The 14,186-nt window shown below is 46.8% G+C and carries 8 protein-coding genes and 1 pseudogene; 4 read left to right on the top strand and 5 right to left on the bottom strand.

Features of this window, described 5'->3' with window-relative positions; all coding sequences use genetic code 11:
* The first annotated feature begins 432 nt into the window (after nt 1–432).
* Nucleotides 433–3,300 (top strand): CHAT domain-containing protein, encoded by a 2,868-nt coding sequence (locus H6F50_RS23410; RefSeq protein WP_347277204.1) that lies wholly within the window; start codon nt 433–435, stop codon nt 3,298–3,300.
* Between the two features lie 124 nt (nt 3,301–3,424).
* On the opposite strand, the gene H6F50_RS23415 is transcribed toward H6F50_RS23410, so the two are convergent.
* Nucleotides 3,425–4,348: a class I SAM-dependent methyltransferase gene (locus tag H6F50_RS23415; protein ID WP_190430544.1), complete on the bottom strand. Its 924-nt coding sequence runs from the start codon at nt 4,346–4,348 to the stop codon at nt 3,425–3,427.
* Nucleotides 4,349–4,536: 188 nt separating this feature from the next.
* The gene (locus H6F50_RS23420; RefSeq protein ID WP_190430545.1) at nt 4,537–6,204 is read right to left on the bottom strand and encodes a DUF3352 domain-containing protein; all 1,668 of its coding nucleotides are present in this window, start codon (nt 6,202–6,204) and stop codon (nt 4,537–4,539) included.
* A gap of 528 nt (nt 6,205–6,732) precedes the next feature.
* On the opposite strand from H6F50_RS23420, the gene ligA reads away from it, so the two are divergent.
* Nucleotides 6,733–8,778: an NAD-dependent DNA ligase LigA gene (gene ligA, locus H6F50_RS23425; protein WP_190430546.1), complete on the top strand. Its 2,046-nt coding sequence runs from the start codon at nt 6,733–6,735 to the stop codon at nt 8,776–8,778.
* An 89-nt stretch (nt 8,779–8,867) separates the two neighbouring features.
* Nucleotides 8,868–9,791, top strand: coding sequence for a DMT family transporter (locus tag H6F50_RS23430; protein WP_190430547.1), 924 nt, complete (start codon nt 8,868–8,870; stop codon nt 9,789–9,791).
* Between the two features lie 68 nt (nt 9,792–9,859).
* Here H6F50_RS23430 and H6F50_RS23435 read toward each other — a convergent pair whose 3' ends face one another.
* The 3 genes and pseudogenes from H6F50_RS23435 to H6F50_RS23445 form a co-directional block, all read right to left on the bottom strand.
* Nucleotides 9,860–11,620, bottom strand: a complete 1,761-nt coding sequence (locus H6F50_RS23435; RefSeq protein WP_190430548.1) for a serine/threonine-protein kinase — start codon at nt 11,618–11,620, stop codon at nt 9,860–9,862.
* A gap of 90 nt (nt 11,621–11,710) precedes the next feature.
* On the bottom strand, nt 11,711–12,769 hold the full coding sequence (dusB, locus tag H6F50_RS23440) for a tRNA dihydrouridine synthase DusB (protein ID WP_190430549.1): 1,059 nt from the start codon (nt 12,767–12,769) through the stop codon (nt 11,711–11,713).
* A 103-nt stretch (nt 12,770–12,872) separates the two neighbouring features.
* Nucleotides 12,873–13,906 (bottom strand): annotated as a pseudogene (locus H6F50_RS23445) (ADP-ribosylglycohydrolase family protein).
* A gap of 99 nt (nt 13,907–14,005) precedes the next feature.
* On the opposite strand from H6F50_RS23445, the gene H6F50_RS23450 reads away from it, so the two are divergent.
* Nucleotides 14,006–14,164 carry a hypothetical protein gene (locus tag H6F50_RS23450; protein ID WP_190430550.1) on the top strand — a complete coding sequence of 53 codons (159 nt, stop codon included), beginning with the start codon at nt 14,006–14,008 and terminating at the stop codon, nt 14,162–14,164.
* The last annotated feature ends 22 nt before the right edge of the window (nt 14,165–14,186 follow it).

A 14,186-nucleotide genomic window follows, 5' to 3' on the forward strand; every position in this document is an offset into this window, starting at 1 on the left:
TGATGCCTGCCACGATGCCTAAATGATCGATATCTTTGACTTGGATGTTGGTGGGCTGTTGAGTCATTGCTTAAAAATACCTCTGACTCTACCAGCAACCTGCGGAATCTGGGTTAAACGGTAAGCCCTAGCCGCAAGTATCGCAAGATACCTTTGAGTTTCACTAGCAGCATTTAGCGATCGCGCAATTACTCAAGACGCAAGCCATTATCGGACAAGTTCCTGGATAATCTTAACGGGAATGTGTACCGAGAGCGATCGTGTTGTCTTTCCCCTGCACCACTGGACACTCCCTATCAGTCTGGGCTAAGACTGTAAACTGCACTCAATCAACATCTTCTTTCAGCTATGCGCCCTCAACTCGGAATCTTTGCGCTTATCGCTTTCCTAGCTACCATTTCAGCGCCTTTGAACGCGCCTTCCATAACACAGGTGTTGGCACAAACTTCAGAATCCCGCAAAGTAGAAGCTGAACGCCTTTTAGAGCAAGGTATTCAGCAGATTGATAACCGTCAACTTGACAAAGCCTTACAGTCGATACAACAGGCATTGACGATTTATCGAGAACTCAAAGATCGTCAGGGAGAGGGAACCGCTCTAGCAAACCTGGCAAGTATTTACTATTGGGTGCAACAGTACTCTCAAGCAATTGATTTCCAACAGCAAAGTTTAGCGATCGCGCGAGAGATTGCAGATCGTCCCTTAGAAGCGAAGAATCTAAGACAATTGGGAAGTACGTACTCGGCGCTGGGACAACATCCCCAAGCAATCGAGTATCTGCAACAAAGTTTAACTCTTGCACGGGGAATTAAAAATAATAAAAGTGAAGCAGCCGCTCTTGGTATGCTGGCTCTTGCTTATCAACAAATAGGAAACTATCAGAAAGCGATTGATTCTTGGCAACAAGCACTCCCTATTTTTCAGCAACTCAAAGAACGTAGGGCTGAAGGAGCTGCTCTTACATCTATCGGAAGTTACTATCAGTTGCTGGACAAGTACCCTGAAGCTCGAAAGTTCTTCCAACAAGGTTTAGTTATTGCCCAAGAACTGAAAGATCGCTCTAGCCAACAGGTAATTCTTGCACTTCTGGGTCATGTTCATGAATCCCTCGCTGAATACTCCCAATCTATTGATAAATATCAACAAAGTTTAGTTATGGCGCGGGAAATGGGGGAATCGGCAATTGAAGTAGAAATTTTGAATAATTTGGGCGGGATTTATGCCAATCTATCAAGATATCAGGAAGCAATTGAATATTATCAGCAAAGCTTAACCATTGCCAGAAAAATTAACGCTCGCCAATCAGAAGCAGGTATTCTGTCTAATTTAGGCACTGTATATAAAAATTTGAATGATTCTTCCCAAGCAATTCGCTATTATCAGCAGAGCTTAGCAATTACCGATGAACCCAATAATCAACAAAGTGCCTTAGAAGTTCGAGAAAAACGGAAATTATATGCCCAAACAATCCTAAACTTAGGAAACATTTATCAAGAAAGTGGCACAACAGATAAAGCAAAAGAATTTTATCAGCAGAGCTTGAAAATCGCCCAAGAAATCAACGATCGTGATTTGCAAGCAGATATCTTAAATTTTTGGGGAATTCTCTCCTATCAAAATCTGGGAGATTACCGGCAAGCTAGTGAATATTATCAACAAAGCTTAGCCTTAGCTAAACAAAATAATAATAAACGCGGGGAAGCAAAAGCGATAGGCAATTTGGGACTCGTTTATAATTCTATGGGCGAGTACGATAAAGCGATTAATTACTTTCAGCAGGATCTTGCAATTTCTCGCGAAATTAAAAATAAACGAGGGGAAGCCATCGCCTTAAACAATTTAGGGCTAACTTTTATGCGTGCGGGTAAGCTATCGGAAGCCGAAACATATTTAAAAAATGGAATCGAAGTATTAGAATCTGTCCGAACCGGATTAGGTAGAAATGATGCTAATAAAGTATCACTTTTTGAAGATCAAGTCAGCACTTATCGCAATTTACAACAAGTTTTACTTGCCCAAAATAAAATAGAAGCCGCATTGGAAATTGCTGAACGGGGGAGAGCAAGAGCCTTTGTTGAGCTATTAGCTTCGCGGTTATCTGAAGCATCCGTTCAAGCTACGCTTACCTCACCGAATATCAACAAAATCAAAGAGATTGCCAAGCTTCAGAACGCTACCTTGGTTGAATATTCTATTGTCTACGAAGACATAGATGCCATAGGAAAAAGATCGCAATCCCAAACATCTGAAATTTATATTTGGGTAGTTAAACCAACCGGCGAAATTGCCTTTCGTAAAGTCAACCTTAAGTCTTTGCGACAGCAAAAAAAGAGTTCTTTGGAAGAGCTTGTTGTCAGCAGCCGCGAATCGATTGGTGTTAGAGGCCGTGGTTTAGGTGTAGAGGCTAAAGTTACTGGAAGTCAAGCAAAACAAGGTTTTAAGGAACTTCACGAACTACTCATTAAACCCATTGCTGATCTGCTCCCAAAAGACCCAAATGCTCGTGTTATCTTTATTCCACAAAGCGAACTGTTTCTAGTTCCTTTCCCAGCATTGCAAGATGCTTCTGGCAAATACTTAATCGAACAACATACTATCCTCACGGCACCATCAATTCAGGTACTGGATTTAACAAATCAGCAACAACAGCTTGTAGGAACGCGAAGTTCTACTTCTGTACAAAATCAAGATGTGCTGATAGTTGGGAATCCCACAATGCCGAGGGTTCCTGAAAAAATTGGCGATCCGCCAACTCAGTTACCAAGCTTACCGGGTGCAGAACGAGAAGCTTTAGCGATCGCGCCTCTGTTTAAGACTAAAGCTTTCACCGGCTCTGAGGCAACGAAAGCAGCGATTCTGCAACAAATACCCACAGCACGAATCATTCATCTCGCGACTCATGGTTTACTAGATGATATTCGAGGATTGGGAAGTGCGATCGCGTTGGCTCCATCTGGCAACGATAACGGCTTACTCACCGCTGAAGAAATTCTAGACTTGAGATTCAATGCCGAATTAGTTGTCCTGAGTGCTTGCGACACAGGTAGAGGCAGAATCACTGGCGATGGCGTGATCGGCTTATCTCGCAGCTTAATGAGTGCGGGTGTACCCAGTGTAATTGTGTCTCTGTGGCAAGTGCCAGACGCTCCTACAGCCTCATTGATGACAGAATTTTATCAAAATCTTCAAAAAACACCCGATAAAGCCGCCGCGCTGCGAAGCGCCATGCTCAGCACCATGAAGCAACATCCAAATCCTAAAGACTGGGGGGCATTCACTTTAATTGGAGAAGCAGAATAATTAAAAATTGAAGCATTTCCAGACGTTGCACATTGGACGGATGATAATGTCGCGCAAAGACGCTAAGAAAAACTTAGCGTCTTTGCGTGAAATGAAAAAGAAAATCTTTCTTAATGTTGAATTTCTAATTCTGCTTCACCTTGGCAATTACCGTGCGGTGACGATGAGTATTGCGGGTAATTGTCGGCGCAGCGAAACCTGAATCTACTAACGCTTGTTCAATATCCAACGCAAAATACTCATCTAAATAAGGCTCGGTACTCTTGAGCAATGTCAAGATGTAGGGCGGCATTTTGGTATAAATCTCAGATTGAGGATTCATATCCATAATTGCCAAACAGCCACCGGGACGCAGTACGCGCCGCACTTCTCGGAAAATCTGCATAGTTGCTGACTGAGGCAACTCGTGGCACATCAAAAAGATAGAAACCAAATCGAACGAGGCATCTGGCAAACCTGTAGATTCAGCAGCAGCATGAACCCAGGAAATCGGTTTTTGGCGCTGTTGGGATTGGTACTGGGCAACTGCTAGAAAATAGGGCGACAGATCCAAACCCGTCAGCTTTGCTTGGGGATAAACATCTTGGAGGGCAAACGTACTCATTCCCACACTGCACCCCAAATCTAAAATATCTTGCGGTTGAGTAGCGATTTCGTTTTTGAGAATATCAAGATAACTCTGGCGCAGTCGGGCATCTCCTTGCGCCCCCGCATCAGGCCAAATTCCGGCGTGAACGGCATAAGCCGCAACTTCTACTTCCCAAGCGGCTTCCCAGCTTAAGTTACCACTTTCGTAAGCATGGAACGATCGCAGGTAATATTCTGGGTAAGTCAGTTGGGGGTTTTGTACTTGAGCCAGATGACTTTCCCAGTCGTATTGTGAAAACGTCTGTACTTGCTTTCTCCAAGGCACTCCAATCTTCTCGGCGCGTTTGATCATCATTGAACGCGCTTGCTGCTTGGCTAGATTGGCTAATGGCTTAATCGCTAGCAATCCGTTTACCAAGCGTGAAGATAATCCGAGTTCAGTATTTACTGTGGCAGTCATAAAGTAATAAGTAATGGGTAATGGGTAATAGGTAATGGGTAATAGTAAGTAACAAATGACCTTATAACCAATTACCAATCCTGAATAAAGATGTCTCAGTAGGATGAGCTTTTATCCCACCAAAGCTTGAAGGGTGGGCATTGCCCACCCTTCAAGAATATTACCAATTACTCATTCCCAGCGACTTCCTATTTGCCCGTTTTAGGCTTGAGTGCAAGTAACACCTCAACTTGACCCGTTGATGCGTCTGGTTGAGTCACGGTCAAACCAATACCATGCATGGAATTCAGAATTGCAGTGGTTTCAGGCGTGATGGAACTCTTTTGTGCTGGAGGTAGCTGGCGGTTCACCAAAGACATGGTTTTGTCCATGTCGAGGTAAAAATAGCCTGCGTTTGGCTTCTGCAAAGACCCCGTGACCGTTTTAAAAGATGTGCTATTGTCCAAAGGCTGGCTGGGCTTGTTTGCCATGACATCGGCGATGGGGCCACCAATCGCCACATACATCGTGTTTTCATCTATCCAACCATGCCCTAAGAAAGCGCCTTGTTGCGGGATTTGCCATTCTGTGACGGTTTTACCCTGAATTTTTCTAGGCGCTACGGCAATTGAATTTCCCTTAGCGATCGCATCCAATTTGTTGAAAGTGGCTTCAGCCGTTTTGCGATCGCTGGTTTGAAATATCAAGGCTCCACCAAATCCAACGGGTGCTAAAATTCCCTTGGTCGATGGAATCGCCGCGAGAGCAAATTCTCCATCCATCCATCCGAAGATATCTTTATCTAGGTCAAGATTGACGAGTCTGAGTTGCTGTCTTGCCATGTCAAACCCCTGCTGGGCTTGGGGATCGGCTTTGGATTGTTCGACAACCGTTGCCCAAGTTTGGCTGATTCCATTTCCAGCGATGAGGGCAATTGTCTCAGCCGGAAGTTGAGACGCGACTTTGCCAGGAGAAGCCTTGTACTGAACTTTCATTACCGAGGGATCTACCTTTGCGATCGCCTTCATCCTCACACCGGCATTATCAATCCCAACACCCATCACCACCGACTGCACAGCCTTTAACTGCTTTAGGGTTTCTGGAGGAAGCGGGGGCGTATTCGGATTATTTGCCAGTGCTTGCTGCACCGTCCCCGCATAATCGGGGATATAGAATTGAGCGATGGAGTTTTGTACGTCTACACCCTTAGTCAGAAGGCTGGCTGCACCTGCTTTGCTAGCAAATGAAGGTTGTCCTTTAAAGGTATCAATGGCGAGTTGCACTGCTTCTTTTTCATCGGACATCACTAAATGACTGTCTAACAAAGCCGTGTAGGTTTTGCCACTTTTATCTGTGGTTTCCTCTATTTTGATGCCTTTGTAATCTATTTGTTTGGTTCCAGCTTTCTTGGCTTTCAGCTTATTTGCAAAACTTAAAGCACTTACTTTGTCTTTGACGCCAACCACCATCAACATCCGGACTTCCGGTGACGATTTTGGGGGTGTCGCTTGTGCCGGTTTTACAGTCGGTGATGGCAGAACAGCAAACATCACACTACCCAGCCAAGGCTTAACATCTTTTTCATAATTGATGTTGGATTCAGTCAACATCTCTTTGTTGAAATCCTTCAGCCCTTTATCAACCAATTTTTGGGCTTCCGGAGTCCCAAACTGTTGCAATTGCGCCCAGTTTTTCGGATCGGTGGAGACAAAACCCGCCATTAATGCTTCATCCGGCACCACTTTGGCACTTGCAAGAGGGCTGGTCGCATCGCTAAAAGAACCCTTCAAGTAAAGATAAGTACCGATGCCTCCGGCTACTACAACGGCAGTGCCAACAATAATAGGAACTATACGATTTGGTCTTCTTTCAGACATTTAAATTTTTCCTTAGATTATTACTGCTTGTGATTGTTATCGATACATCCACAAATGGCATTGTGGATTTTGCGGATTTAGCGGGAATCGCTGTAAGGAAAATTCGTAATTTTGCTTAGTCACGATTCCTACTAAAAGGATTGTTATTAAAATACTTCAACCTGATTTGGATAAACTCCGCAAATCAGAAATATGAAGTTTAAATACAAAAATCGCCTGCTGGTACGAGGGGAGAGGTTTCGCGTCAGATAAGGCTAAGCGATCGCGCTTTAAAACTCTTTCAACAATAAATTGCCCAGGAAAATCAAGATTCTCCCCTCTTTCACTGAGTAGGGGCATAAACACGCCCCTACTAAATGTCGCAATGCCTCGATATTTTCTTTGACTGTATGAAACCCCCCTGGCTCTCGAAAAGCGGAGAGGTACCTGGGGGCGAGGTTCCGGTTGTGTTGAAATCCATTGAGAGCCGTTCTATATCTGGTGATGGCAGTTAGACTAAAAGCGGAAACGATAGAGTTTTAAGTAGGGATGGATGCCGTGGAAGTGACACAGGCAGTCAAGCAGGGGGTACAGGAACTGCGACAGTTGTTGGACAAAGCCAGTTATGCCTACTATGTCCAGGATGCTCCCATCATGGAGGATGCCATCTATGACCGGCTGTATCGGGAACTGCAAGACTTAGAAGCCCAGTATCCAGAACTGGTAACACCGGACAGCATCACTCAGCGCGTGGGTGAGAAACCGGCAACTCAGTTTTCCTCGGTGCGGCACAATATCCCTCTCTATAGTTTGGAAAATGCCTTTAATATTCAGGAATTTGCCAAATGGCAGGAACGCTGGCGGCGACAAGTTCCCGAACTCAATACTTTTGAATATGTCGCGGAGTTGAAAATTGACGGTTCTGCGATCGCACTCACCTATGAAAATGGCATCTTGGTGAGAGGAACCACGCGGGGGGATGGCATCGCGGGGGAAGATATTACTCAGAATGTGCGGACAATTCGCGCTATTCCCTTGCGATTGAATTTAGAAAACCCTCCCACTCACGTAGAAGTTCGCGGCGAGGCGTTTTTAGGCTTAGATGTGTTTAAGCAAATTAATCAGGAACGGCAGCAAGCTGGCGATCAGTTATTTGCCAATCCTCGTAATGCAGCGGCGGGAACCTTGCGGCAATTAGATTCTCGGATTGTGGCAAAGCGGCGGCTGGATTTCTTTGCCTATACGTTGCAAATTCCTGGGAAGCATGATGCTGAGGTTGCCCGAACGCAGTGGGAATCGTTGGCATTGCTGCAACAAATGGGATTTAAAGTGAATCCCAATCGCAAGCTTTGCCAGTCTTTAGAAGATGTTCGGGATTATTATGACCAGTGGAATACGGGGCGATTAAATCTACCCTATATGACCGATGGGGTCGTCGTGAAGCTGAATTCGATTCCGCTTCAGGAAAAGCTAGGATTTACGCAAAAGTTTCCCCGCTGGGCAGTGGCGCTGAAATACGCGGCGGAAGAGGCACCGACACGGGTGGAAAATATTTCTATCAATGTGGGGCGAACGGGGGCGCTGACACCCTTGGCAGAGTTGCAGCCAGTGCAATTAGCTGGGACAACCGTACAAAGAGCCACATTGCACAATATTGATTATGTGCGATCGCTCGATATTCGGATTGGCGATACGGTGATTATCCACAAAGCCGGGGAAATCATTCCCGAAGTGGTGCGCGTATTGCCAGAACTCCGCCCAGAGGGAACTCAATCCTTCCAAATGCCCACCTGTTGCCCGGTGTGCAATCAGCCAGTGGTAAAGCCTGTTGATGAGGCGGTGACGCGCTGCGTGAATGCTTCTTGTCCCGCTATCCTCAAAGGGGCGCTGGTTCACTGGGCAAGCCGCAATGCACTGGATATCAACGGCATGGGCGAGAAACTGATGCACCAGCTAGTAGATAAAGGGGTGGTGAATTCGGTTGCAGATTTATACGATTTAACCGCTGATAGATTGGGCACCTTGGAACGGATGGGCAAGAAATTAGCCCAAAAGTTGGTGGATGCGATCGCGCACTCAAAAACTCAGCCTTGGTCGCGGGTATTATACGGTTTGGGGATTCGTCACGTCGGCAGTGTCAATGCCCAAACTTTAACTCAAAAATTCACCACCGTTGAGCAACTCGCTACGGCATCCGCAGCGAATATTGAAGCAGTGTACGGCATTGGCCCAGAAATTGCCCACGCTGTTTATGATTGGTTTCAAGTCCCGGCGAATCAAACATTAATTGACAGACTGAAAGCAGCGGGTTTGCAACTCGCCGCCGAGGTAGAAACCCCATCCGCAGAAAGTAGAAGCGTTCCCTTGCCCCTACAAGGCAAAACCTTTGTAATTACTGGTACGCTGCCGACTTTGAAGCGCGACGAGGCGAAAGCGTTGATTGAAAAAGCCGGTGGTAAAGTTACGGGTTCCATCAGCGCCAAAACCGACTACTTACTGGTGGGGGAAGATGCCGGTTCCAAGTTAGAAAAGGCTGAAGCGTTGGGAATCACCCAACTGAGTGAAGCCGAACTGCTGGAAATAGTCGAAGATTAGATGTCAACAGCAAACACACTAAGGAAAGATTGTAGGAGCGTGCGGCACAAAACGTATCGCTCCTTTTCCCTTTTCATCAGAATATACCAATGCCACTTCACTCTAGTTCCGGTAGATGGCGATTAGGGCTAGCCTTATCGCTTGTGACTGTATTTTTGTGGGGAATTCTGCCCATTGCCCTGACGGTAACGCTACAGGTACTCGATGTTTACACCGTCACTTGGTTTCGCTTTTTGGTATCGTTTGGGCTGCTAGCCGTTTATTTAGCCGCACGGCGGCAACTACCACCTGTCGAAAAATTGCGTTCAACGCCACTTGGATTGTTAGCGATCGCTATTGTATTTTTGGCGATTAATTACATTCTTTTTCTGCAAGGTTTACACCAAACTTCACCCGCTAACGCCCAAGTTCTCATTCAACTCGCTCCAGTTTTAATGGGTTTAGGAGGATTGGTTGTTTTCAAAGAACGTTATACTCTGCGTCAATGGGCGGGCTTAAGCGTCCTCACCTTAGGATTTGCGCTGTTCTTTCACGAACAATTAGCCAACTTACTGACAGCACAAGGCAAATATTTAATCGGCTGCGGATTAATCTTTTTTGCAGCAGTAACCTGGGCAATTTATGCTTTAGCACAAAAGCAGCTTCTACAAAGATTACCGTCTTCAAATATCATGCTGCTAATCTATGGCGGCTGTGCTGTTTTATTTAGCCCTTTTGCGGCACCTCAACCCATTCTGACACTGAATCCTTTACATTTAGGAATGCTGCTTTTCTGTGCTTTGAATACCATCATCGCTTACGGTGCTTTTGCCGAATCTTTGGAACATTGGGAAGCATCGCGGGTGAGTGCAGTATTAGCGACAACTCCCATTGTCACCTTAATCTCTGTGTCAGCAGTGTCAATGTTTTTTCCAAACCTCATTGCACCAGAACGCTTGACTGTTTTAGGAGTGGTAGGGGCGATTTTGGTAATATCGGGTTCTATTGCGATCGCCTTAGGGAAAGCTCGTTGAATGCATAATCAAGCGAAATAAAAAGAGCGATCGCCCTTTTTATTTCGCTCTTTCCCTCAATATCTCTGCTATGGCTTAATCAAACGCCTAGTTTGTGTTGCATGGCGATAGTTAGCCATCAGTTTTTCTCGCTGTTGATATGGATAATACATGATGGCAGCTAAGGATAAACTGGTTCCCAGTAAGGATAAAAACAGAAAGAAATTGAAGAATCCGACATTGAATCCTGTCCCTAAGCTCATGCCGAAACCTGTTATTAAAAGTGCGCTGCCAATGGCAATCTTTTCAGGAAATCCCCTTTCTTTATAATTTTTAATTACTGCCCCATTTAGGAAGCCAATTACTAGACCTGCCAAGGTTCCCAAGGCAGTAATCGCCGCCGGTAAGAACCCTGATGACAACAAAACAACTAACATTGTCACAGTGGTCAACCAAGCTGCAATCTTTATGCCTAGCACAGTTCTGATGCCAACTGCTGCCAGTAGAGTTCCGGCGCTAAACCAAGCCAAAAATACCGCGATTACTCCAACTTCAAAAATTGCTACAGATGTCCAAGAGGTAAATTTGAATAGAATTGCTACCATCCAAGCGATCGCGCCTGTCCAAAACCCAGTCATTGCCAAAGCAATTCCTAAAAGCAAAACCATTGAAATATAAGGTGGCTTTGGAGTTTCAAGCAGAGTTGTGCGAACTGTAATCGTGAGCGGGTAAGTTTCTGGGGAAGAATTGGTGTGTAATAAAATCTGACGGCTGTAGGTTTTATCTGCCATCAACTTATTCGTATTCACGGTGATTTTGCAATCAGCATGATTACCCTTAAATGTGGCTGGTTCAAAGGAAATCCAAGCATGAGAATTGGAATAGCGCGGATCGCTGTCGTGGGGGGCTACTTCCCAAGTCCCTTCTAGCAAAGTGTCCGGAACGGAATTATTAACCCTAACGGTTTGAGTTAATTTTTCGCCTAGTTGTGTTGTTTTTAATTCCAAAGCCAGTTGGCTAAATTTAACTTCCGGTAAGCGATTAACATAAATCGGCTTGAGAGCTTCCAAAGCAGCCGTAGCATTGGGGAAACGGTCTTTTGCTTTGGGTTCGACCATTTTTGAGAGCCAATCCACAAAACGCAGGCTCAGCTTGGGAAGCAGCGGCTTGAAATTAAGGCGACCATCTTCATCAAATAAGGTGTCAATTGCCGTTGATTTTGTCCCAGTTAACAAGCAAATGAGTGTTGTGCCTAAACCATATAAATCTGTCGCTTCGTTTAGCTGGCGGTTGTATATCTGTTCGGGTGCCATAAACCCAAATGTCCCAGCGGCGACGCTGCTCATTGCCATTTCCCCACTGCCAATTCGAGCTAAGCCAAAATCCACCAGATAAACATTTAGTTGTTCGTCTACGAGGATATTTTCAGGTTTAACATCCCGATGAATTACAGATGGAATGCGATTTTGTAAATAAACAAGAATCTCTAGGACAGAAACAGCAATTTTCTGGATGTCATCCGGGTCGAAACTGCGCGGAGAGGATAAAGGCAGGGCGTCTTTATGCTCCTGCACCATGCAAAAACCAGATTGGGTTTCAAAGGAATCGAGATAACGGGGAATTCCCGGATGATCGAGTCCTCGCAAGACTTGAATCTCGCGCTCATAAGCTTTAAAACCCGACCATTCAGACCCAACTTGGGCAAATAGAAATCGCTTCAGGATGACTGACTGCTCTGTGACGTTATCCTTTGCCAGATAAGTGATGCGACCCCCGGCGCGATTGCGCCCAAGTTCTCGAAGGGTCTGATAGCGGGGACGGGGACTCGAAGTGTGTGAGGAGTTGCTCATGACAGCAAACAATGCAGGTAGATGGCGTCTATTCTAGGCGATCGCTTTCCTTGCCTTGTTCTCCTTCGCGCCCTCTGCGCCTAGAGTGGTTCAAACTTCCACCAATGCTAACTCCTCTTGTTCAACCTCCTGCCAAGTAGAATTAGCCAGTCGTTCAATCGCCCGATCGATCGTCTCCAACCCCTGCTCAAGGTTTTCGACCACCGCTAGATGTCCGCGCAACTCCGCAGCACCAGCAAAACCCTTGGCATACCAAGTCATGTGCTTGCGAGCTTGCCGAATTCCGCGATCGCCTTTATATTCCCACAAAGCTTGCAAATGTTCTTTGGCACATTCCAACCGTTGTATCGGCGTTGGTGCCGTCTTTTCTTGACCAGTTTTCAAGAAGTAGTCAATTTCTCCCACCAAAAAGGGATAGCCCAGAGTTCCCCGCGAACACATCACCCCATCCGCGCCGGTTTGTTCCAAACACTTCACCGCCGCCTCCACGGAAAACATATCGCCATTGGCAATCACTGGAATTGACAGAATTTCCTTGACTTTACCAATCCACTCCCACTTGGCAGGGCCGGTGTAACCTTGGGAACGAGTGCGACCGTGGACTGTAATCATTTGCGCCCCCGCATCTTCCATGCGCTTGGCAAAGTCCAGAATATTGATTTCCTTATCTGTCCAACCGATGCGGGTTTTCACCGTTACCGGCACATTCACCGCCTTCACGACCGCTCGGACAATTGCCTCAGCGACTTCTGGTTGCCGCAATAACGAAGAACCACCGCCGTTTTTCGTAATTTTGTTGACCGGGCAACCCATGTTGATATCAACCGTATCAGCGCCCTCTTCCACAGCCATTACAGCCGCTTCTGCCAAGAAATCGGGGCGACAGTCAAACAACTGAATGCTAATCGGTCTTTCGTTCGGATCTACCTCCATAATCTTGGGGAGTTCCTTCACGTAATGGAGTCCCGTCGCGTTCACCATCTCGGTGTACATCATCGAGTCAGGTGCATGGCGACGCACCAAGCGACGAAACACCATATCGGTAACGCCAGAGAGGGGCGATTGTAAAACCCGGCTTTTGACTTCAAAAGAGCCAATTTTCAGAGGTGTCGAGAGTCGGGATTGCAGAGTAGGAGAAAGAGTAACCATAGGTTCTATCGCGGTCAACCGGGCTTTTTCATTTTACGAGCGATCGCTGTTGAACCATTTGATTATGGCGATCGCCCCGATCTCTATTGTGAATTGCGATCGCTTACGATAAGGGCACCTGAGCGCCACTGGCATCTGAAGTTGCTTCCTCATCCCATCGGTTGCCCAGTGTTGCTAAGCGATCGCGGTACTCGATGCGGCTGACCCATTCTTCGGGCCATGCTGCCATTCCTAAATAGGCTCCGGCGAAAGCACCCGTGAGGCAGGCAATAGAGTCCGAATCGCCTACGGTGAGTGCTGCACGACGAAGCGCACTGGCTCTTCAGGAAACAGTAGAAAGCATAGTAGACCTGTGGCAAAGGCTTCTTCTGCTACCCATCCTTCACCCGTCGCCAAACAGGGGTCTGCATCCCGGTTCGGTTCTGCCAAGGCGGCATCCAGACGGTCAAGGGCTGATAAACATTCATCCCACCCACGACTGATAAATTCCTCTGGTGTAGTGATAGAGGGACGTTGCCAGAGCAACCCCAGCCAGTCGGCGTGGTAGATCGAGCGTTGCTCCTCAGCATAGGCGCGAAGTCGCGAGGGCAACCCTTCGGGATTGGCACCCGCAACCAGGTCAGCGATCGCTCTTGCCGTTAAATCCGAGGCGGCAAGTGCGGTGGGGTGTCCGTGGGTCAAAGCTGCCTGGAACTGAGCGATCGCGGCGCGGGTCGTTTCGTCCAAATTGTTGACCAGACCCACAGGTGCCACCCGCATATTGGCTCCACAACCCTTTGAGTTTGCTACCGTTGCCTGCTCCCACGGCAGGCCATCTGCCAAGTTAGCGCAGGCATTTAGACAAGTTCTTCCCGGTGCCCGGTTATTGTCAGGACTGTCCCACCAGTCGATGAAGGCGCGGCGTAGCAGCGGCTCTAGGCTCTCAGCACCCAAAGGCGGTATTACTTCCAAAAGTGCCTCTCCAACCGCTAAAGTCATCTGCGTGTCATCTGTAACGCGAGCCGGATTGCCCATTGGTTGCTGCGGCCCTTGGGGTGGGAAGCGGCGCAGGATCTCGTCAACATTGAGAAACTCAGTTACAGCACCGAGCGCGTCACCAAAAGCTAAACCAAACAGGCATCCAGAAGCACGGCGCATAGCTAGTACAACTCTTATTTTTTATGAATTCCGAACGATGGATCGAAAATCGCATCTTTATGTAATACATATAATACAAGTTTTTAGAAGGAACCAATCGTGAATGATTTAGGCGGTGTTGGTGGAGAGTTCAACGAGGTAATCGCGATCCGAAGGCTGCGCGGTAGCGCGATCGCGTTGAATTCCTCTAGACGGCAAATACACCTATTTAATTACGGCTTGCCCCCATACCTAAAGCCCCTGATTTCCTTACAGTAGACACAGTGAAAGCAATCAGCAG

The sequence above is a fragment of the Coleofasciculus sp. FACHB-712 genome (assembly GCF_014695635.1).
Classification (GTDB): domain Bacteria; phylum Cyanobacteriota; class Cyanobacteriia; order Cyanobacteriales; family FACHB-T130; genus FACHB-T130.

What these genes read in the sequence shown, in the direction of transcription:
- H6F50_RS23430 (WP_190430547.1), top strand. Translation starts at nt 8,868, where the DNA reads ATGCCACTTCACTCTAGTTCCGGTAGATGGCGATTAGGGCTAGCCTTA.
- H6F50_RS23420 (WP_190430545.1), bottom strand. Translation starts at nt 6,204, where the DNA reads ATGTCTGAAAGAAGACCAAATCGTATAGTTCCTATTATTGTTGGCACT.
- H6F50_RS23435 (WP_190430548.1), bottom strand. Translation starts at nt 11,620, where the DNA reads ATGAGCAACTCCTCACACACTTCGAGTCCCCGTCCCCGCTATCAGACC.
- ligA (WP_190430546.1), top strand. Translation starts at nt 6,733, where the DNA reads ATGGATGCCGTGGAAGTGACACAGGCAGTCAAGCAGGGGGTACAGGAA.
- dusB (WP_190430549.1), bottom strand. Translation starts at nt 12,769, where the DNA reads ATGGTTACTCTTTCTCCTACTCTGCAATCCCGACTCTCGACACCTCTG.
- H6F50_RS23415 (WP_190430544.1), bottom strand. Translation starts at nt 4,348, where the DNA reads ATGACTGCCACAGTAAATACTGAACTCGGATTATCTTCACGCTTGGTA.